General features: G+C 71.2%; 13 protein-coding genes and 1 pseudogene. 8 read left to right on the top strand and 6 right to left on the bottom strand.

All coding sequences use genetic code 11. The features are described 5' to 3' along the window. The first annotated feature begins 24 nt into the window (after window positions 1-24). Both ACFWXQ_RS02200 and ACFWXQ_RS02195 read left to right on the top strand, forming a co-directional pair. On the top strand, window positions 25-1,056 hold the full coding sequence (locus ACFWXQ_RS02200) for an NAD(P)-dependent oxidoreductase (RefSeq protein WP_383940949.1): 1,032 nt from the start codon (window positions 25-27) through the stop codon (window positions 1,054-1,056). After that, window positions 1,053-1,700 (top strand): HAD-IA family hydrolase, encoded by a 648-nt coding sequence (locus ACFWXQ_RS02195; protein WP_383940952.1) that lies wholly within the window; start codon window positions 1,053-1,055, stop codon window positions 1,698-1,700. Before ACFWXQ_RS02200 ends, ACFWXQ_RS02195 begins: the two co-directional genes overlap by 4 nt. Before the next feature lie 21 nt (window positions 1,701-1,721). Here ACFWXQ_RS02195 and ACFWXQ_RS02190 read toward each other — a convergent pair whose 3' ends face one another. After that, a complete protein-coding gene (locus ACFWXQ_RS02190) occupies window positions 1,722-2,561 on the bottom strand; it encodes a phytanoyl-CoA dioxygenase family protein (RefSeq protein ID WP_383940955.1) in 840 nt (279 codons plus the stop codon). 64 nt (window positions 2,562-2,625) lie between these two features. On the opposite strand from ACFWXQ_RS02190, the gene ACFWXQ_RS02185 reads away from it, so the two are divergent. Further along, entirely contained in the window at window positions 2,626-3,552 is a 927-nt protein-coding gene (locus tag ACFWXQ_RS02185; protein ID WP_383940958.1) for a helix-turn-helix domain-containing protein, read from the top strand. A 13-nt stretch (window positions 3,553-3,565) separates the two neighbouring features. On the opposite strand, the gene ACFWXQ_RS02180 is transcribed toward ACFWXQ_RS02185, so the two are convergent. Continuing rightward, entirely contained in the window at window positions 3,566-5,464 is a 1,899-nt protein-coding gene (locus tag ACFWXQ_RS02180; protein WP_383940961.1) for a glycoside hydrolase family 9 protein, read from the bottom strand. A 178-nt stretch (window positions 5,465-5,642) separates the two neighbouring features. After that, the gene (locus ACFWXQ_RS02175; RefSeq protein WP_383940973.1) at window positions 5,643-6,920 is read right to left on the bottom strand and encodes an SLC13 family permease; all 1,278 of its coding nucleotides are present in this window, start codon (window positions 6,918-6,920) and stop codon (window positions 5,643-5,645) included. A gap of 377 nt (window positions 6,921-7,297) precedes the next feature. Here ACFWXQ_RS02175 and ACFWXQ_RS02170 point away from each other — a divergent pair, with 377 nt between their 5' ends. After that, entirely contained in the window at window positions 7,298-9,634 is a 2,337-nt protein-coding gene (locus tag ACFWXQ_RS02170; protein WP_386267332.1) for a ricin-type beta-trefoil lectin domain protein, read from the top strand. 38 nt (window positions 9,635-9,672) lie between these two features. Here the strand turns inward: ACFWXQ_RS02170 and ACFWXQ_RS02165 are convergent, their stop codons facing one another. Next, window positions 9,673-12,081 (bottom strand): SpoIIE family protein phosphatase, encoded by a 2,409-nt coding sequence (locus ACFWXQ_RS02165; RefSeq protein WP_386267330.1) that lies wholly within the window; start codon window positions 12,079-12,081, stop codon window positions 9,673-9,675. 424 nt (window positions 12,082-12,505) lie between these two features. Between ACFWXQ_RS02165 and ACFWXQ_RS02160 the strand changes: the two are divergent. After that, window positions 12,506-13,099: pseudogene (locus tag ACFWXQ_RS02160) on the top strand (discoidin domain-containing protein); the annotation flags it as partial. Here the strand turns inward: ACFWXQ_RS02160 and ACFWXQ_RS02155 are convergent. Further along, window positions 13,071-14,852, bottom strand: a complete 1,782-nt coding sequence (locus tag ACFWXQ_RS02155; RefSeq protein WP_383949612.1) for a cytochrome bc complex cytochrome b subunit — start codon at window positions 14,850-14,852, stop codon at window positions 13,071-13,073. The pseudogene ACFWXQ_RS02160 and the gene ACFWXQ_RS02155 overlap by 29 nt on opposite strands. Beyond that, window positions 14,849-15,817 (bottom strand): RNA polymerase sigma factor SigJ, encoded by a 969-nt coding sequence (sigJ, locus tag ACFWXQ_RS02150; RefSeq protein ID WP_386267328.1) that lies wholly within the window; start codon window positions 15,815-15,817, stop codon window positions 14,849-14,851. The genes ACFWXQ_RS02155 and sigJ overlap by 4 nt, the downstream gene beginning before the upstream one ends. 198 nt (window positions 15,818-16,015) lie before the next feature. On the opposite strand from sigJ, the gene ACFWXQ_RS02145 reads away from it, so the two are divergent. The 3 genes from ACFWXQ_RS02145 to ACFWXQ_RS02135 all read left to right on the top strand — a co-directional run bounded on the left by ACFWXQ_RS02145 (window position 16,016) and on the right by ACFWXQ_RS02135 (window position 19,096). Next, entirely contained in the window at window positions 16,016-16,261 is a 246-nt protein-coding gene (locus tag ACFWXQ_RS02145; protein ID WP_143634966.1) for a hypothetical protein, read from the top strand. Window positions 16,262-16,264: 3 nt separating this feature from the next. Then, on the top strand, window positions 16,265-16,642 hold the full coding sequence (locus ACFWXQ_RS02140; RefSeq protein WP_200394322.1) for a toxin Doc: 378 nt from the start codon (window positions 16,265-16,267) through the stop codon (window positions 16,640-16,642). Between the two features lie 582 nt (window positions 16,643-17,224). Beyond that, window positions 17,225-19,096, top strand: coding sequence for an RICIN domain-containing protein (locus ACFWXQ_RS02135; protein ID WP_383949605.1), 1,872 nt, complete (start codon window positions 17,225-17,227; stop codon window positions 19,094-19,096). Window positions 19,097-19,151 lie beyond the last annotated feature (55 nt).

Here is a 19,151-nt window from a genome sequence, read left to right as displayed (position 1 = left end):
ACCGTGACGGATGCAAGGAGAGCCGTGAGCACCCCGCACAAGCCGCTCGTGATCCTGCAAACCGACCCGCACCCCAAGGAACGCATCTTCACCCCGGACGCACTGGCCCGGCTCCACGACCGATTCACCGTCGTCGAACCGGACACCGAGGAAGCCTTCGACAAGGCGCTGCCCGACACGTTCGCCGTCGTCGGCCAGCCCGATCTGCCCGCCGAACGACTTGCCCGGGCAGGCGAGTTGAGGGCCCTGCTCAACGTCGAGGGCAACTTCTTCCCGAACGTCGACTACGAGGTGTGCTTCCGGCGTGGCGTCCACGTCCTGGGCTGCGGACCGGCCTACGCCCAGGCCGTCGCCGAGTACGCCCTCGGGCTCGCGCTCGACCTCGCACGCGGCATCAGCCGAGAGGACCGCGCCTTCCGGGCAGGACGCGAACGGTACGTCTCCGACGGCAACGCCGACGCCGTACTGCTGCGCGGCGCGGACGTCGGCCTGATCGGATTCGGGAACCTCGGCCGCAGCCTCCACCCGCTCCTGGCTCCCTTCCGCCCCACCCTCCGCGTCTACGACCCCTGGCTGCCGGCCGCCGCGCTGCGCGAGCAGGGGCTCGTCCCGGCCGGCCTCGACGAGACCCTGTCCCACAGCCGGTTCGTCTTCGTCCTCGCGACCGTCACGGACGACAGCCGCCATCTGCTCGGCGAGCGTGAGCTGGGACTGCTGCCCGACGGCGCCCGGCTCGTGCTGGTCAGCAGAGCGCCCGTCGTGGACTTTCCCGCGCTGCTCGCGCGGGTCGCCGAGGGCAGGCTTCTCGCGGGCATCGACGTCTGGCCCGACGAACCCGTCGCCGCCGACGACCCGTCCCGCGAACTGGAGGGCCTGGTCCTCTCCGCCCATCGCGCGGGCGGCATCCCGGAGGCCTTCCTGACCATCGGCGACATGGTCGTCGACGACCTGACCCTGCTGGCCGACGGACTGCCGCCCGCCCGGATGCAGACCGCCGCGCGAGAACTCGTCGGCCGCTACCGCAACCGTCCCGTCATCCGGGAGGCGAGGCCGTGAACATCCCCTGCGAAGGCCTCCTGTTCGACAACGACGGCGTGCTGGTCGACTCCGACCTCGGCGTCGACCAGGCATGGAGCAAGTGGGCCCGCGCCCGCGGTCTCTCCGCCGACAAGGTCACCGCGATGGTGCACGGCCGCCGCTCCGCCGACACCGTCGCACTGCTCGTGCCCGACCCCGGGGAACGGCCCGCCGCCCTCGCCGAGATCGACCGCCTGGAGATCGAGGCGGCGGCCACCACGACCGCACTGCCCGGCGCCCTCGACCTGCTGACGAGCCTGCCGCAGGGCAGCTGGGCCGTGGTGACCTCCGGAGTGAACGCGCTCGCCCGGGCCCGTATCGCCGCCGCGGGCCTGCCCCTGCCGCCCGTGCTGATCACCGCGGACGACGTCACCCACGGCAAACCCGCCCCCGACGGCTATCTCGCGGCCGCCGGGAAGCTGGGCACGGACCCGGCACGCACGGTCGTCTTCGAGGACAGCGTGGCCGGTGCCACGGCGGGGGCGGCGGCCGGGGCGTACGTCATCGGCGTCGGGCCGCGCGGTCTGGACACCGACGCCCCCGTCGTCGTACGGGATCTGCGCGGGCTGACCTGGCACGACGGCGTACTCGACCTGGGCGCGGCGGAGTTGCTGCGTTCCTGACGCGGTGGGAGTCCAACGGGCTCAGTGCGGGCCCGCCGGTTCGAACTCCGTGCCGCACGGGCCCGCGCCTTCGCTCTCCCGCAGTGGGACCGGGTCCCCGCGCATCGTCAGGGTGGGGTAGAAGCGGCCGATGCGCTCGGCGGAGCGGCCGACGTAGTGGCCGATGTACGAGCGGCGGAAGCGGTCGGCGCTGTGGTTGGGCTGGGAGCCGTGCACCAGGCTGCCGTTGAAGAACAGGACGTCACCGGGCTCCATGTCGACCGGAACGGGGGCCAGCCCGGGCGGCGGCGGAACGTACTCGCGGGCGAACGACAGCCCCTCGTCGGCCTCCTCGGGGCAGAACACGTCCATGCGGTGGGTGCCCGGGACCACTTCGAGGCCGCCGTTCTCCCGGTCGATCACATCGCAGGCGACCCAGGCGGCCACACAGGTGCCCGGCTCCACCCGCAGATAGAAGTTGTCCTGGTGCAGGGCCTGGCCACGGGCGCCCGGCGGCTTGAAGTAGAACATGCTCTGCGCCGCCAACACCTCCTCGCCCAGCAGGAGTTCGAGGATGTCGCGGAGTCGCGGTTCGAGGAGGTGGCGCAGTGCCAGATCGTTGATGCGGTGCGGGTTCATGACCCGGGGGTAGACGTGCAGCGGGTCCGCCGGGCCCGTCGTTTCGGTCGCGCGGGGTTCGAAGTGCCCGGGGACCGGTCCGCCGGCGTGCAGTGCGTCGAACTCGGCGCACAGCGCGTCGATCTCGGCCGGGGCGAACAGCCCGCGCGCCACGGTGAAGCCGTCCTCCTCGAAGCGCCGCACGACGTTCCCGCTCGCGCCCCCGCCCGGGTCCGTTTTCGTGCCCCTGCCCGTGACTGTCATGCGACCGTCCCTTCGCGTCGGTGTCCTGCATGCCCCACGCTAGGCAGGAGCGCCTTCCGGGAGGATGCCTGTGCGTGCTGACCAGTTGCCCGAGCCTGCTGCCCCGTCCCCGCCGCCCGGCCTGGTGACGGTCGGCCGCTTCGACCAGCGCCCCGGCTACAGCATCAGCCGGCCGGGCGGCGCCGACAGCTGGCTCTTCGTCTGGACCACGGGTGGTGAGGGTCGGCTGGCCCAGGGCGTCGCGGAGACGGGGGCGGGCGCGGGAGACCTCGTCGTCCTCGGCCCGGACCTGCCCCACCACTACACCGTCGCACCGGGCGCGAGGCACTGGGCGTTCTGGTGGGTGCACTGCCAGGCACGGCCGACCTGGACCGACTGGCTGCGGCCGTACGCGCTCGGGGACCGGCTGTACGCCGTCACACCGGTCCCGGACGGTGTGCGGGGACGACTGGATTCGGCGTTCCGGCGGATGCTCGCGGACGCCCGCTGGACCGGGGCAGGATCCCCGCCCGAGGAAAGGCCCGAGGAAGAGATCGACGGGGAACCCGAGGACGACAGGGTCGCCGTGGCCCACGGAACCGCCGCTCGCGAGCTCACCCTCTGCTCCCTGGAGTCCGTCGTCCTGCTCGCCACCGCCACGGCTCGCGCGGAACCCGACCGGTCCGGCCTCGACGTACGGATCCGCCAGGCCGAGGCGCTCATCGCGGCCGACCCGGGCGCCCCGCACACCGTGGAGTCACTGGCCGCGGGGGTCTCGCTCTCGGCGTCCCGCTTCGCGCACCTCTTCACCCAGCAGCTCGGCCGGTCCCCGATGCGTGCGCTGCTTGCCGCCCGGCTGCTGCACGCCGCGCGACTGCTGGAAGCGACCGACCTGCCGGTGGAACGGGTCGCCGCGGCCTCCGGCTTCAGCAGCCCGTTCCACTTCAACCGCGTCTTCCGGCAGCGCTACGGAGCCCCGCCCGGCGCGTACCGGACCGGGCTCCGACGCTGACGCCCGTTGCGATCTAGTCGCGCGGAGGGCAGCGCTCGGCGGCGAAGGCCGCCAGCCAGGCCAGCGGGGCGTTCCAGTTGACCGTCACCTCGTTGGTGGAGTACGAGCCGATGTCGTCGATGTAGCAGGCCGCGGGGGAGCAGCCGGCCAGGTGCTCCTGTGCCACCGGGTCCTGCAGACCGCTGTTGGGACCGCCCGCGAGGGAGCCCGCCGGCGGGTTGGGCAGCGAGGCGTCGTACTGGTTCGCCCAGAACCGGTGGTGCTGGTTGCGGGCGTACGTGTCGCCATAGCCGGTGACGTAGGAGAGGTCGAGGGTGTTGCGGCCCAGCAGATAGTCCATCGACTCCAACACCCCGGCGCGGTACCGCTGTTGACCGGTGAGCGCGTAGGCGGTGGCCATGACGATCGCGTTGTTGGTGACCTGGCTGTTGGAGCCCCACACGTACCCATTCGCGGGGATGGGCACCGCGTAGCCCTGGCCCGCCATCATGGCGAGGTGCCCGTCGGCCGCGGCCGTCACGGACGCGCGCACCCGCCTGATGTCCGAGGCGGGCAGCCCGTTCGGCACGGTGGCCAGGGTCAGCCGGCCGAGCGCCGCGGTGTCGGCCCAGTTGAAGCCGGTCGGCGTGAGCGCGCCGGACGAGGTGTGCCAGGGCGAGGAGGTGACCGCGTCCCGGTAGGCGCGCTCCCCGGTCGCCGCGTACAGCTCGGTCGCCGCCCAGTAGAAGTCGTCGGTGACCTGGGTGTCGTTGTAGGGGCCGCCGCCCGTGCTGTCCGATTCCGGGGCGTAGATCGCCGGGTTGGCCTTCGCGGCGGTCCACGCCGTACGGGCCACGCTCAGACACCGCTTCGCGTACGTGGGGTCGTACGGCTTGAAGACCCGCGCGCACTGGGCCGCCGTGGCGGCGAGGTTGAGCGTGGCCGCGGTGGACGGGCGGTGCAACTCGCGTGGCTGGGCGTCGAGTTCGGGGCGGGTCGGGATGCCTGTCCAGGCCGCGTCGTGGATCTTGTGGAAGGCCATACCGGCGTACGGCTTGCCGGCCGGTACCTGCATCCGCATCAGGAAGTCGAGCTCCCAGCGGGCCTCGTCCAGCACGTCCGGGACGCCGTTGCCGCGCTCGGGTATCCGCAGGGTCGAGTCGCCGAGCGCGGACGCGTTGCCCGCCCGCTCGGCCCGCGCGAAGGAGTCGACGAGCGTCCAGGCGGAGATCCCGCCGTTGACGACGTACTTGCCGTGGTCGCCCGCGTCGTACCAGCCGCCGCGCACGTCCTGGGTGTAGTCGCACACCCCGGCCTGACAGGGCACGTTCGTGTCGCCCTGGTTCGGTGCGACTCCGATGTGCCCGGCGGGCCGCGCGTACGCGGGACCCACCAGCGAAGCCTCGATCGGTGTGCCGCTGCGCTGGTGGTAGAAGAACGCCATCGCGTCCGAGCGCAGACTGTCGTAGAGGTCCGCGCGGATGTCGAAGGGCGCGCTGTTCTGCCCGTCGACCACCAGGACGAACCCCGAGCCCGCCTTCCGGTACGCGGAGAAGTCCGCGGTGTGGGTGGCCTCGCCCGAGGCCGTGTCCGCGCCGTGTACGACGGTCCGGCCGGAGGCGCTCACGGAGCCCGCCGCGTTTCGCAACTGCCAGGTCAGCGGCTGGGTGGCCGAGGTGACCACCGTGGCGCGCTTGGGGCCGTCCGGCAGGTAGCCCGCCTGGTTGACCCGCACGGGCGTCGTCGCGGTGGCGGCCGGGTCCGCGGCGGCCGGCGGAGCGGCCGACGGTGACGCGGCGGACGAGAGCCCGGTCGCGCCGGGTGCGAGGGCCATACCGCCGGAGAGCAGGGCCGCCGTCAGCAGGGCGGCTGTCGCGCGTTTTCTCGTACGGCGTCTTGTGGGGCGGCGGTGCACGTGCGGGAACGTGAGCATGGAGCGCCTCCCGGTGCCTGGACTGGGTCCACGGATGCCGTCTCACGGGGACGACAGGACAATGGGAGCGCTCCCAAAACGGAGCATTGCATGACCATGTCACAGCGTCAATGCTCCGCGCACGACCTGGCGCGGGCGGGACGGCCGACATGGTCCCGGTGAGCAGGCGGCGTGCGCCTCAGGCTCCGAACACGCGCAGCGAGAGCCAGAGGGCCACCACGGCCGGGATCAGCGTCGCGGGCACGGTGATCAGACCGAGCCGCGTGAACTCGCCGAGATCGACCTCGTGTTCGTGCTGATGCACGATGCGCCGCCACAGCAGCGTGGCCAGCGATCCCGCGTAGGTGAGGTTGGGGCCGATGTTCACCCCGAGCAGTACGGCGAGGACCGGTCCCGGGCCCGCCACGGCAGCCAGGGGCAGCAGCACCAGGACGGCGGGCAGGTTGTTGATGAGGTTCGCCAGGACGGCGGCGAGGGCCGCGATGCCGAGCAGCGCCAACAGGCTGGACGAGTCGGGGACCAGATGGCCGAGCACGTCCGCGAGGCCGTTGTCGACCACGGCACGCACCACGATGCCGAGCGCCAGGACGAAGGCGAGGAAGGCCGGTGAGGTGGCGCGCAGGACGGCGAGCGGTGTGGTGCGGCCGCGGATCAGTGCCCGGCCGGCCAGGACGAGCGCTCCGGCCGTCGCCGCCCAGGCCGGTTCGATGCCGAGCGCGGACGCCACGGCGAAGCCCGCGAGCGTGCAGGCGACCGTGACCAGTGCGAACACGGGCAGCTCGACGGGCTCGACCGTGGTCGTCTCCGGGGCGTCGCCCTTGAGGTCGCCGGCGAAGAAGCGCCGGAAGACCAGGTACTCGGCGGCGATGGCGACGGCCCACGCGGGCCCCATCAGCACGGCGAACCGGGTGAAGCTCAGACCACTGGCCGTGAACGCCAGCAGGTTGGTGAGGTTGGAGACGGGCAGCAGCAGCGAGGCCGTGTTCGACAGATGGGCGGTGGCGTACACGTGGGGCTTGGGGCGGGCGCCGAGCCGGGCCACGGTCGCGAAGACCACCGGAGTGAGCAGGACGACGGTCGCGTCCAGGCTCAGCACGGCCGTGATCACCGAGGCGAGAAGGAAGTTGGCGGCCAGCAGTCGTTGCGGCCGCCCCTTGGACGTACGGGCCAGCCAGGCGCCGCACGCCTGGAAGAGCCCCTCGTCGTCGCAGAGTTTGGCGAGCACGAGCACCGCGGCCAAGAAGCCCACCACGGGCCCGAGCAGTTCGACCTCGGCGCGTGCGTGGTCGAGCGTGATCGCGCCGGCCGCGATCACCACGCCGGCGGCCGGGACCGCCACGGTGGCCTCCGGCAGGCCGAAGGGGCGGATCACGGCACAGGCCAGTACCGCCACGAGGAGAGCGGCGGAAAGGGCTGTGGCGAGTGTGGAACTCAGGGTTCGTCCTTCGAGAGTGATTGTCGGTTTCGTTGAATCGAATCAGAAGGCCTGTTGCGGAGGCGAACGGGGGTGAGCCGAAGACCCCGCCGTCAAGCTCCTTCCCTGCCTTCTTGGGTTGCATATTCCAACGAATTACAGGCAGCAGTCCTCTTCTTCACTGATGCCAAATCGGTACTTACTTCGGGTAACTTGAGAGTGTGCGATTCCGAATCGCATTGCTTCGGGCTTCTGTTGGCACTTTGTCTCCACCAAAGACGTTGCTGGGAATGGGGGATTGGGAGCGTTCTCTTGTTCCGGGGTGGTGCCTTGTGCAAAGGTGCACCCGTCAGCGTGCAGGAAAAATTCCGTACCCCTTGGTATGGACTATTTCTGCGGGGGCTTTGGAGGAAGTGCACGTGAGCGACGCGACCCCGTCGAATTCCCCTATAATCGGAAGCCTGTTCGATGCGACGGACGAACGGCTCACGGCGGACCTGAAGAGGGGCTCGGGCAAGACACCCGCCCAGTATCCCTCCGGGGAACTGCTCTCCCGGCACTGGGTGCCGGTCTTCTCGTACGCCCGACTGTGCACGAACGGTGCGCAGTACGCCGGAATGCTCACCACCGCCGCATTCACCCGGCTCTTCGGGGAGTCGGTTCGGCGCACCGGACCGAAGGCGGCATGGCGGCCGCAACTGCTGGTGACCGTGCGCCGAATAGCGGGCGAATGGGACGCGGACAAACGCCGGGAGCTGCTCCGCCCCGAGTTGCGGTCCGAACCGAACGACAAGGAACGGGCCGCGGACCGGCTTCTCCCGCCGGAGAACAGGCGGCTCGTGTCCCGCGCGTTCCATCGGCTGCCGGAGTCCGCCCGCTGCGTTCTGTGGCATGTGGAGGTGGAGGCCGAGGATCTCGCGGTACCGGCCCGCCTGCTCGGAATCTCCGTCGAGGACGTTTCCGTCGCGCTGGACCGGGCGCGGGAACTGCTGCGCCAGAACTGCCTGGAGAACCATCGCGAACTCGCCCCCGACGAGGAGTGCCGCCGGTACAGCCGGCTGCTCGACGTCTCGCTCCGGCCCGGCGGCAGGATCTGCCCCGATCTGCAGAAGCATCTGGCCGGCTGCACGCACTGCCAGTCCACGGCCGGCCAGCTGGACCAGTCGGGTGGCCGTCTCGCCGGCCTCCTGGCCGAGGGGGTGCTCGGGTGGGCGGCCCAGCAGTATCTCCACTCCAGGCCTGGGCGCCGGGTCCGGACGGAGGAGGCGGAGGCGGGTCCCGTGGTGTCGGTCGCTCCGGGCATGGACCCCCATCCGGGTGTGGGCTCCTACCCGGCGGCTGCGGGATCACAGCCGGGGACTGGCACCGGCGCTGGCACTGGCACTGGCACCGGGTCCGGGCCCGTGCCGGGTTCCGTCCCCCAGCCGGGTGCTGGACGTCCCTCCGAGGCCGACCTCTACGCGGACACCGATTCCGTCTGGGGGTCCAGTCCCCGGCAGGCTGCCGGTGCCTCGGGTCCCGGCCCCCGCCCGGATCTCGCCCCTCACCCGGGAGCGGGCGCCCACCCGGCTGCCGGTCCGGGCGCCGGTCCGGGTGCCGATCCCGATCAGGGAACCGGGTCCCACCCGACTGTGAGCGGTCACGGGAGCACGGCCGACACCCCGGGTGCCGGCTCCCACCGGGACACGAGTCGTCGGCCGGGCGCCGCCCTCCACAGCGCGGGTCCGCGCCACGCCGTACGGCTTCCCCCGCACGCGGAGACCCGCCCGGGCGAGCCCGGCAGGCGCTCGCCGCGCCGACGCAATGTGGCCCTGGCCATCCTCGCCTTGAGCGGCTGCGTACTCGTGCCACTGGTCCTGTGGTCCGGCGGGGACAACGCGGGGCAGCCCTCCTCGTCGGACGCCGGAACGGCGTCGCAGGAACCCGACGCCAGGCCGACCAGGGTCGGCACCGGCGGCACCGAGACCGGCATCCTGAGCGGGCGGCTCCGCAACGTCGGGAGCGGCGACTGCGTCGGGATCGCCGACGGCAAGGCAGTCGCGGGCGTGGAGGCCACCGTCGCCACCTGCAGTTCCTCGGAGCGGCAGCAGTGGACGTACGAGAACGACGGTCTGCTGCGCAGCCTGGCCGACAAGGACCTGTGCCTCGACTCCCGGCTCCCCTCCTCCGTCAGGCTGGGTCCCTGCGACGGCGACGAGGATCAGGTGGCCGTCCGCTACGACTTCACCCTTGAGGGAAACCTGGTGCCCCTGGGGCGCCCGAAGCTCGCGCTGGCACCCGTGTCGGGGGACGAGGAGACGGGCCTGGTCCTGAAGACCCGCAGCGAAGGCAAGGCCCAGCGCTGGGAACTCGACACCTCGGTCGACTCGCTCCAGATGGAGTGGATCACGTCGTACACGAACAGCGACACGGCCAAGCCGACGCCCGCCCCGCGCCCCGAGCCCACCCGCACACCGCCCCCGCCGCCGCCCCCGAAGCCCGCGCCTTCCCAGGCACCGCCTCCGCCCCCGACGCCCGCCCCTGCTCCGAGCTGGGTCTGCTACGGCTACTACTGCTGGTACGACGGCGGTTCCGGCGGCGGCTATGGAGGCGGCAGCGGTTACGGCGGCGGTTACGGCGGCGGTTACGGCGGCGGTTACGGAGGAGACGGTTACGGCGGCGGATATGGCGGGGGCGGTTACGGAGGCGGTGGCTACGGAGGCGGTGGCTACGGAGGCGGTGGCTACGGCGGGGGCGGTTACGGCGGCGGCAGGTGAGCCGACAGCCCGTCAGGCCCCTTGAGGCTTCCGGCGCATCACTCCTCGCCGAGTGCCAGCTCCGCCCAGATCGTCTTGCCCTCGGGGTTGTGGCGGCTGCCCCAGCGCTGGGTGAGCTGGGCGACCAGGAGCAGACCGCGGCCGCCCTCGTCGAAGACCTTGGCGCGACGCAGGTGCGGCGCGGTGCTGCTGGAGTCCGACACCTCCACGATCAGCGTGGTGGCGTCGTGGATCAGCCGTAGCCGGATCGGCCGCTCGCCGTACCGGATGGCGTTGGTGACGAGTTCGCTCACGACCAGTTCGGTCGTGAAGCCCGCCTCGCTCAGGTCCCAGTTCTCCAGCTGCTGGACGACCTGCTTGCGGATCGGGGCGACGAGGGCCGGATCGGCGGGGATGTCCCAGGTCGCGACCTGCGAGGTCGGCAGACCCTTCGTCCGGGCGAGCAGCAGGGCCACGTCGTCGGCGGCGCCGGTCGGCGGGAGCAGCGACTGGAGGATGTCGTGGCAGGTCTCGTCGAGGGAGCCCGCGGTCCGGGCCAGCGCCCGGCTCAGTACCTCGCGGCTCTGGTCCGGGTCACGGTCGCGGCTTTCGATCAGACCGTCGGTGTAGAGGGCGAGTACGGTGCCCTCGGGCAGCCGGAGCTCGACCGACTCGAACGGCAGCCCGCCCAGGCCCAGCGGAGGCCCCGGCGGTACGTCGATCTCCTCGGGCGGGCCGCCGGGCCGCAGCATCAGCGGTGGCGGGTGGCCCGCCCGGGCGAGTGTGCAGACGCGGGTGACCGGGTCGTACACGGCGTACAGACAGGTGGCCCCCACCTCGCCGGTGGTTTCCTCGACGCCGGCCTCCTCGGAGAGCCGAACGACCAGGTCGTCGAGGTGGGTCAGCAGTTCGTCCGGTGCCAGATCGATGTCGGCGAGCGTGCGCACGGCGGTCCGTAGCCGCCCCATCGTGGCGGAGGCCTGGACCCCGTGGCCGACGACGTCGCCGACGACCATGGCGACGCGCATCCCCGACAGCGGGATCACGTCGAACCAGTCGCCGCCGACCCCGGCCCGGGCAGCGGGCAGATAGCGCGAGGCCGCCTCGACGGCGGCCGTCCGCGGGAGCGTCAGGGGCAGCAGACTGCGCTGCAGGGCGATGGCGGTCTCGCGCTCCCGGGAGAAACGCCGGGCGTTGTCGATACAGACGGCCGCCCTGGCCGTGACCTCCTCGGCCAGCAGGACGTCGTCGTCGGTGAACGGGTCGGGGCGCCGGAACCGGGTGAAGACGGCGACGCCCAGCGTCGCACCGCGGGCCTGGATCGGAACGGACATCGTGGTGTGGATGCCGAGTTCCCTGACGCGCTCGCCGCGCGCCGGATCCCAGGCGAGCCAGTCCGCCAGGGTGCTCATGGGATCCGTGGCCACGATGGGCCGGCCGGCCACGAGGGAGTCGGCCTGGGGAGAGGGGGAGGGGTAGACGTCGATCTGGCCCAGCTTGACCACGGCCTCCGGATTGCCGGGGTTCACCGACCGGTGGGCGGCGCGGCGCAGGCTCACGGGGGCGGAGATCGGCCCGGTGTACGGCTCGCCGCCGTGTTCCGGCGGGTCCACGAGGTCGATGCTGACGAAGTCGGCGAGCGCGGGCACGCAGACATCGGCCAGCTCCTGGGCCGTACGGGTGACATCGAGGGTGGAGCCGATGCGGATGCTCGCCTCGTTCACGATCTGGAGGCGCTCCCGGGCGAGGTACTGGTCGGTGAAGTCGTGCGCGGACAGGCAGACGCCCACCACCCGGCCCTCGGTGTCGGTCAGCGGCGCCATCTGCGCCAGCCAGGCCAGCGCGCCGTCCGCGTTGCCGGTGCCCAGGGTCTGTACGTCCTGGCGCTGCCCGGTCAGGAGCACCTGCAGCATGGAGGCCTCGAGCTCGTCGTTCTGCGGTCTGCCGCCGATCTCGGGGATGCGCAGCCCGCGGATGCGTTCCTCCGGGAGGCCTATCGACTCGGCCATCACCGTGTTGACCCGCCGAAGCCGCAGCCGCTCGTCGAAGAGGGCGGTGGCGCAGGGTGACTGCTCCAGGAACATGGCGGAGAGGGAGTCGGTGTCCGCAGGCGGCTCGCCGCCCTCCAGCGGGGTGACGACGAGCCAGTCGCTTCGGTCGCCCAGGTCGGGTCTGCGCCGGTGCGCGAGCAGCCATACGTTCAGGGTCCTGCCGTCCCGGTGGCGCAGCGCGAGTGTCTCGTTCCAGCGGCGGTCGGCAGCCGGGGGGAGCTGGGCTCCGGCGTCCGGGGCCAGCAGGTTCGCGGCGGGCAGACCCACGACCTCGGCCGGGGCATGGCCGAGCAGGCGCCGGGCGCCCTCGTTCCACTCGACGAGGATGCCGTCGCGGTCGATGACGGCCCGCGCGGTGGCGGTCTCGTCGAACGGGTACCCCGGGCTGTCGCCCGAGGATTCGTTGTGGCTCCTCATCGCCGCCACTCCATTGCGCACACACAGTGAACAAGCGCGTCACTTGTGTTCCAGCCTAGTGCGTCAGGGTCTTCCGCACATGGCACACCGGCCCGTGCACCAGCCCCCTGCCGGGCCCCTCCGCCACGGTGGAATTCAGGCCGATGTGACACCAGCGACGGGAAGCGCTTACCGGCGTATTGACGGTTACATGTGTCGCACTGTCAGAATCTGTTTGTTCGCGAGCAGTTGTGAGCAAATGTGAGCCCTTACGAAAGGGAAAACACCGTGACGGTGACTCGCAGGTCCGTACTGATCGCCGGCACAGCGGCGCCCGTGGTCCTCGCGGGCACCGCCGACGCATGGGCCGCCGAGGACACCGCTGTCCGTGCCCGGCCCGCCACCGGAGGGCGGACTGTCCCGCTCCGCGACGGCTGGCGCTTCGCGCTCGTCGATCCGGCCGGCCTCACGGATCCCACCGGCGCGTACGCCCGGGCCGCGGAGCCCGACTACGACGACTCGGCGTGGCGGCGGATCGCCGTACCGCACTCCGGCGGCCGACTTCGCCCCCGACCCCGGGCCGGGCGCACCCGACTACCCGCTGGCGGACGCCAGTTACTCGGGCCGCCCGGACACCCTGCCCGCCGCGATGCTCGACGGAGACCCGGCCACCGGCTGGTCCAACGCGTTCCTCAAGGCGGCCACGGCCCTGCTGCCCGCCTTCGACGGCGCCCGCGAGGAGGACTGGGTGTCCGTCGAGTGGGGTCGTGCCCGCCTCGTCGACCGGATCGAGGTCTCCTTCACCGTCGACGCCACACACTCCCTGCCCGCTGCGGTGGAGGTCGCCGCCTGGGACGGGCTCCGCTACCGGCCCGTGCAGGAAGCCGACGTCGACTGGGCCACCTCGTCCGACGCGCCGACGGTGATCACCTTCGACGCGGTACGCGGCAGCCGGCTCCGGGTCGCCATGAAGAGCCGCCACCCGGGAGAGGTCCGGGGCGCCCTGCGGATCAGCCGTCTGGAGGTCCCGCCTCACTGACCTGACGTCCAGTCACCTGATGTTCCCTCATATCCCGTTCGCCCGGCCGCTGTTCGTCCCCCGGCTCCTGTGCGACTGCCGAATGCCCGTCGGCCGGATGCCCGTCGGCCAGGTGCTCGACAGCCGGGTGCTCGGCTGACCGGTGGGCCGCCCGGTATTCCTCTGCCGTCGGCTTCGCCACCTGGGTGCCCTCGCCGTACAGCGCGCGCGAGAGCCGGGCCCGCAGGCGCAGCATCGGCATCCGGCGCTTCGGGCTCGGCACGCCGTTCGCGTCCTCGGCCGGGCCGACTTCGAGCGGCCGGGGCTGCTCGTGCTGGGTGAGGGTGTGCAGTTCGGCGGGGGCGAGGGGCTGGTGCAGCTCGACGTACTCGCCGTGCGGGAGCCGTTTGATCACGCCGGTCTCGCGGCCGTGCAACACCAGTTCCCGGTCCCGGAGTTGGAGGGCCAGGCAGATGCGCCGGGTCGCGACGAAGACGACGACGGGGACGACGAAGAGCGCGATCCGGACGGCCCAGGTGACCGTGTTGATCGACAGATGGAAGCGGGTGGCCACGATGTCGTTGCCGCCGCCCGCGAGCAGGATCAGATAGACGCTGATCCACGCCGTGCCGATGGCGGTGCGGATGGGCCGGTTGCGCGGACGGTCCAGGAGGTGGTGTTCGCGTTTGTCACCGGTGATCCAGGACTCCAGGAACGGATAGGCGCCGATGAAGATGAGCAGGAGCGGGAAGACGACGATCGGGATCAGCACACCGAGGACCAGCGTGTGCCCGGCCACGTTGATCTCCCAGCCGGGCATGATGCGCACCAGGCCCTCCGCGAAGCCCAGATACCAGTCCGGCTGGGCCCCCGTGGACACCTGGTCGGCGCGGTAGGGACCGTACGACCAGACCGGGTTGATCGACGCGATCGCCGAGATGAACGCGATCACCCCGAACACCAGGAAGAAGAAACCGCCGGCCTTGGCCATGTAGACGGGCATGAACGGCGCGCCCACGACGTTGTGTTCGGTCTTCCCGGGCCCGGGGAACTGGGTGTGCTTGTGGTAGACGACCAGGATCAGATGCGCCACCACCAGAGCCGCCGTGATCCCGGGGATCACCAGGATGTGCAGCGAGTAGAAACGCCCGATGATGTCGTGCCCGGGGAACTCGCCGCCGAACAGGAAGAACGACAGATACGTTCCGACGATCGGCACGGACAGGATCGCGCCGTCCACGAACCGCATTCCGGTGCCGGACAGCAGGTCGTCCGGCAGCGAGTAGCCGAAGAGGCCCTCGAAGAGTCCGAGGAACAACAGGGTCCAGCCGAACAGCCAGTTGACCTCACGGGGCTTGCGGAACGAGCCCGTGAAGAAGTGCCGCATCATGTGCATGAGCATCCCGGCGATGAAGATCAGCGCCGCCCAGTGGTGGATCTGCCGGATCAGCAGACCGCCCCGCACGTCGAAGCTGATGTCCAGCGTGGACGCGTACGCCTCCGACATCCGCACGCCGTTCAGCGGGACGTAACTGCCGTGGTAGGTCACCTCGTTCATCGACGGATGGAAGAACAGCGTCAGATAGACGCCGGTCAGGATCAGGATGACGAAGCTGTAGAGGCAGATCTCCCCGAGCAGGAACGACCAGTGGTCCGGGAAGACCTTGCGCAGGTATTTCCTGCCGAGGCTGTGGGTGCCGAGGCGGCCGTCGAACCAGTCGGCGACGCGCTGACCGGAGGACTCCCGCGCCGCCCGTCGTTCGGTGGTGGTCATGCGGTCCCCTCCTCCTCGTCCTTCTCTCCCAGGTGCACGTGCGTGAGCTTGTCGGGGTTGGAGACGATGTAGAGGCCGGACACCCGGTCGCCCTCGGGGGTGAGGTCCATGACCAGGACCGCGTACGGAGACTCGCCCGCGAAGAGCACCGCCGAGTCGTCGCCGTTGACGCGCCGGTAGCGGATGTCCAGCCCTTGGGGTTCGCTCCGCCCGGCGTAGGAGGTGAGGAGACGGATGGCCTTGTCCCGCCCGTGTATCGGCCGCAGCCCCGCCGGACGGCGCTTGCCGCCGCCGTCGGACCACACCGTCACGTCCGGCGCGAGGATCTCCATCAGGGCGCCGATGTCCCCGCCGAGAGCGGCCTCGACGAACCGCTCGGTCGCCTCTCTTCTCACCCGCGGATGTGCCTCGTACAGCGGACGGCGGGCGTGCACGTGCCGTCGCGCGCGGTGCGCGAGCTGGCGGACCGCCGCCGGGCTGCGGTCGATGACCTCGGCGATCTCGGTGTGGGCGTAGCCGAACACCTCGTTCAGGACGAACACCGCCCGCTCCAGCGGGGACAGCGACTCCAGGACGACGAGCATCGCCATCGACACGGACTCCCCGCGCAGCACCCGGTCGGCGGCGTCCGCGGACGCCGGCCCGGTGGGCTCGGCCACGAGCGGCTCGGGCAGCCAGGGACCGACGTACGTCTCGCGCCGACGGCTGATCACGGCCCGTCGCTTGAGCGCGTGGTTCACCGCTATGCGTACGAGGTACGCGCGCGGGTTGTCGATCTCCCGGAGCGGTGACCGGTCGCGGCTGCCGGACCAGGACAGCCAGGTGTCCTGGAGTACGTCCTCGGTGTCCGCGACGCCGCCGAGCATGTTGTAGACGATCGCGAACAGCAGCTCGCGGTGGTCGAGGAACAGCCGGGTCGCCGTGTTCAGTGCCTCGTCGGTCTCCGGTGCCGGACTTTCGGACATGCGTGTGCCTCCCGTAAGCGCGCTCACCCATGCGAGGGCCGAGGGGGTCCGGAATGTGACAGACGGCGGGGGGAATGTGACGCAGGTCTCAGGCTGGTCGCTTCGCGCTCATGGCGGTCGTACTCGCTCGGTACCGTTGGCCATAGCACTTGACCTGTGTGTATTTACGAGTAAGTACCCGCGCGGTACCGTGAGGTCATGCCTGCTCTCAACGTGGAATTCAGCGAGCGCGAGCTCGAGGATCTGCGGCAGATCGCCAAGGAGCGCGGTACGTCGATGAAGGCCCTGGTTCGTGAGGCGGCCGCGGCCGACATCGTGCGGCACCGGGCGCTGCAGGAAGGCGCGGACGTCTTCCGCCGGTTCTTCGCGGCGCACGCGGACGAGTTCGCCGCGGCCTTCCCCGACGACGAACCACCCACCAGGGGCGAGGGGCGGGCCGCCTGACTCATGGCACCCGTCATCCACATCGACGTGCCCTGGCTGCTCCAGCGCCATGAAGAGGTGCTGCCCGACCAGCCGACCGTCAACGACTTCTCGGTGCTCGTGGCCGCCGTGGCCCGGCACAGAGTGGACCCGCCCCGGCTCGGGGTGGACTCGGACCCGGCCTGGCGCGCCGCCGCGCTGCTGCACACCCTGGCCCTGCTGAAGCCGCTGCCGACCGCCAACGCCCGTTTCGCCTGCGCGACGGCGGTCTCGTACATGTTCGTGAGCGGCGTCGGGATCGATCCGCCGTACGGCGCACTCGTGGACCTCGCCCGCGACCTGATCTCCGGCAAGGTGGACGTCTTCGCGGCGGCCGACCGGCTGCGGTCCTGGCAGATCTGACGTCCGCGTTCCTGGCGGCCTCGGGCCGCGGACCCCGGACGTGGCGACCCGCCCTCGGGGCCGCCGACCGAGGGCGGGAGGATCGGGGTCGGCGGCCCGTTTCGCGCGGGAGAGCCGCCGTCCCGTGCGGGGCCTCCGAGAAAGGCCGCTACCAGTGGACTACGCCCTGTCGCGCGCGGGGAGCGTGCGAGAGGTGCCGGCGTGGGCGCGCGGTTCACACGGGGCGCATGGCAACGATTGCCATTTCGAAATGCGGTACGGCCGAGGCGAGTTGCCCCAGGAGTGACTGACTTTCCTTCAATGCCGCGGATGTTGCTGAAGTAGCTCAAGTGCCTTGTTGGGTGTGAGAGTTTTGTGCAAGGGTGAACTTCCTCGTACATGTCCAATGGTCAGGTCTGATTCGCTGCTCGGGATTTCATCGTGCCGTAGGGCCCAAAAGGCTCGCGGCCGACGGACGTCGAGTGGTCGAGATCCCGGCCGCTTTCCGTTCGTCGAGCCAAAAAGGTATGCACCAACCAGGAGCTCCTTTTCGGCGGTCACAACTTCTGTGTGCCACCTTGTGCCTTGGAAGGAACCCGCTCAGTGCACACCCCCCACCCGCCTCGTCCTCCGTATCCGCCGGGCTCCGGCGCCGCTCCAGGGGAATCCGACGAGAGCCTCGCCGCCCTGCTCAGAGCACAGCCGGAGGGCGAGCTGACCCACTCCGTGGCGCTGCTGCTCGCGCGACACTGGCAGCCGACCCACGACTATGCCGTCATCTGCCTCGCTTCCTCGGCGAACGTCGCCTCCATGGTCACCGCCGCCGCCTTCCAGCAGGTGCTGGAACGCCTGCGGCGCGCCGGGTCCGCCGTCGCCCTGCGCCCCCAGCTCCTGGTGGCCGTGCGGGACATCATCAAGGCATGGTCCGCGGAGGACCGGATATCCGCCGTGCTGCCGGATCTCCGGAAACCCGCCGGGGGGCGCGGTATGCGCGCGACGAAGTCCATGACGCCGGAAAATCGCAAGCTCGCCGAGCGTTCTTTCCAGTCCCTCCCGGGACTCGCCCAGTGCGTGCTCTGGCACACCGAGGTCGAGGCCGAGCCCATATCCGTACCGGCCGGTCTGCTGGGTATGGATACCGACACCGCGTCGGCGGCTCTGGAGCAGGCCCGGGAGAAATTCCGGGAGGGCTGTGTTCGGGCCCACCGTGAACTCGCGCCGAACAAAGACTGCCGCTACTACAACCGTCTCCTGGACGTTCCGATTCGGCGTGGCGGCGCGCTGCTCCCCGATGTGCAGCAGCATCTCCTGGAGTGCCGCTTCTGCCGTTACGCGGCCGAGCAACTCAGCCATTTCGAGGGTGGGTTGGGGGGTCTGCTCGCCGAGTCGGTGCTCGGCTGGGGCGCCCGCCGCTATCTGGAGTCGCGGCCCAGCCGCGGTCACTCGGGTGCCCGTCCGGGCCGCACCGGCGGCAGACGCCCGGGTGGCGGCGACCGCCCCCGTCTGCTGGCCCAGCTCTCGCCCAGGCCGTCCCGGCAGGGGCGCCACTCCTCCCCGGGCTCCCGGCACTCGAAGGCGCTCCTCACCGGAGCGGGCCTGGTCTCGGTGGCCCTGCTCGCCTCCGTCCTCGTAGCCAGCCTGTGGTCGTCGGACGACGGTGACGCGGATCCCTCGGCCTCCGCCGGCGCGTCCAGCGGCATCGTCCCGGGCGCCGGCGGACAGACCCCGCCCGCCAGGTCGTCGTCCCCGCCCAACTCGGCGGGCCTGCCGACGCCCCCCGGACAGACCCGGCTGCGCAACCTCGCCGCCGACCTCTGCCTCGACATCAAGGACGGCAGGGCCAAGGCCGGTGTCGGCACCAGACTGGAGACGTGCTCCGCGGCCAGGACACAGCAGTGGTCGTACGAGGAGGACGGACTCCTGCGCAGCGTCGCCGACCCCGAGTTGTGCCTGGACTCCCATGTGGACGCGGGCGTGGTCGTCCTGGGCCGTTGCGTCCCCGCGTCCGCCAAGCGGGGTGACGACGTGCGCTACGACCTCACCGTCCAGGGCGAGTTGCTGCCCCGCTGGCAGGAGGGGCTCGCCGTCGCGCCCTCTTCCGGCGACCCGGACGCGGAGGTCGTGGTGAAGATCCGCGACAGGTCGGACGAACAGCGCTGGCTGACCGACGCCACGACGGCCAGCCCCGAGTCGCTGTCGATCGCCGGAACGGGTGCGCCGTCGTCCGGCAGGCCGGACGCCGACCCGACGTCCGCCACATCGGACTCCGGCTCCGGCTCCGATGCCGACTGCGCCGAGTCCCCCTGCGAGGTGGAGCCGTCGGCCGCGGAGAAGGACGCGGAGCCCGAGCCGACCACCACCGTGTCCGGGCCCTACGCGGAGCGCCGCGCCATCACCGTCGACGACTCCGCCCCGCGGCCCGTCGCACCGGTGCCCCTCCTGCTGGCGCAGACGGTCTCGAAACTCGGTCTCTGACGCGGTTCCGCCGCGTCCCGGCCCCGCTTCAACCAGGTCCTGCGTCAACCAGGTT

It is taken from the genome of Streptomyces sp. NPDC058697, from assembly GCF_042715345.1.
In the GTDB taxonomy this organism is placed as follows: Bacteria; Actinomycetota; Actinomycetes; order Streptomycetales; family Streptomycetaceae; genus Streptomyces; species Streptomyces liliifuscus.
This window is presented reverse-complemented; position numbering and strand designations above follow the sequence as displayed.

Excerpts from the sequence above, each read along its gene's own strand:
- ACFWXQ_RS02190 (WP_383940955.1), bottom strand. The coding sequence starts at position 2,561 with ATGACAGTCACGGGCAGGGGCACGAAAACGGACCCGGGCGGGGGCGCG.
- ACFWXQ_RS02185 (WP_383940958.1), top strand. The coding sequence starts at position 2,626 with ATGCCTGTGCGTGCTGACCAGTTGCCCGAGCCTGCTGCCCCGTCCCCG.
- ACFWXQ_RS02180 (WP_383940961.1), bottom strand. The coding sequence starts at position 5,464 with ATGCTCACGTTCCCGCACGTGCACCGCCGCCCCACAAGACGCCGTACG.
- ACFWXQ_RS02165 (WP_386267330.1), bottom strand. The coding sequence starts at position 12,081 with ATGAGGAGCCACAACGAATCCTCGGGCGACAGCCCGGGGTACCCGTTC.
- ACFWXQ_RS02155 (WP_383949612.1), bottom strand. The coding sequence starts at position 14,852 with ATGACCACCACCGAACGACGGGCGGCGCGGGAGTCCTCCGGTCAGCGC.
- sigJ (WP_386267328.1), bottom strand. The coding sequence starts at position 15,817 with ATGTCCGAAAGTCCGGCACCGGAGACCGACGAGGCACTGAACACGGCG.
- ACFWXQ_RS02145 (WP_143634966.1), top strand. The coding sequence starts at position 16,016 with ATGCCTGCTCTCAACGTGGAATTCAGCGAGCGCGAGCTCGAGGATCTG.
- ACFWXQ_RS02140 (WP_200394322.1), top strand. The coding sequence starts at position 16,265 with ATGGCACCCGTCATCCACATCGACGTGCCCTGGCTGCTCCAGCGCCAT.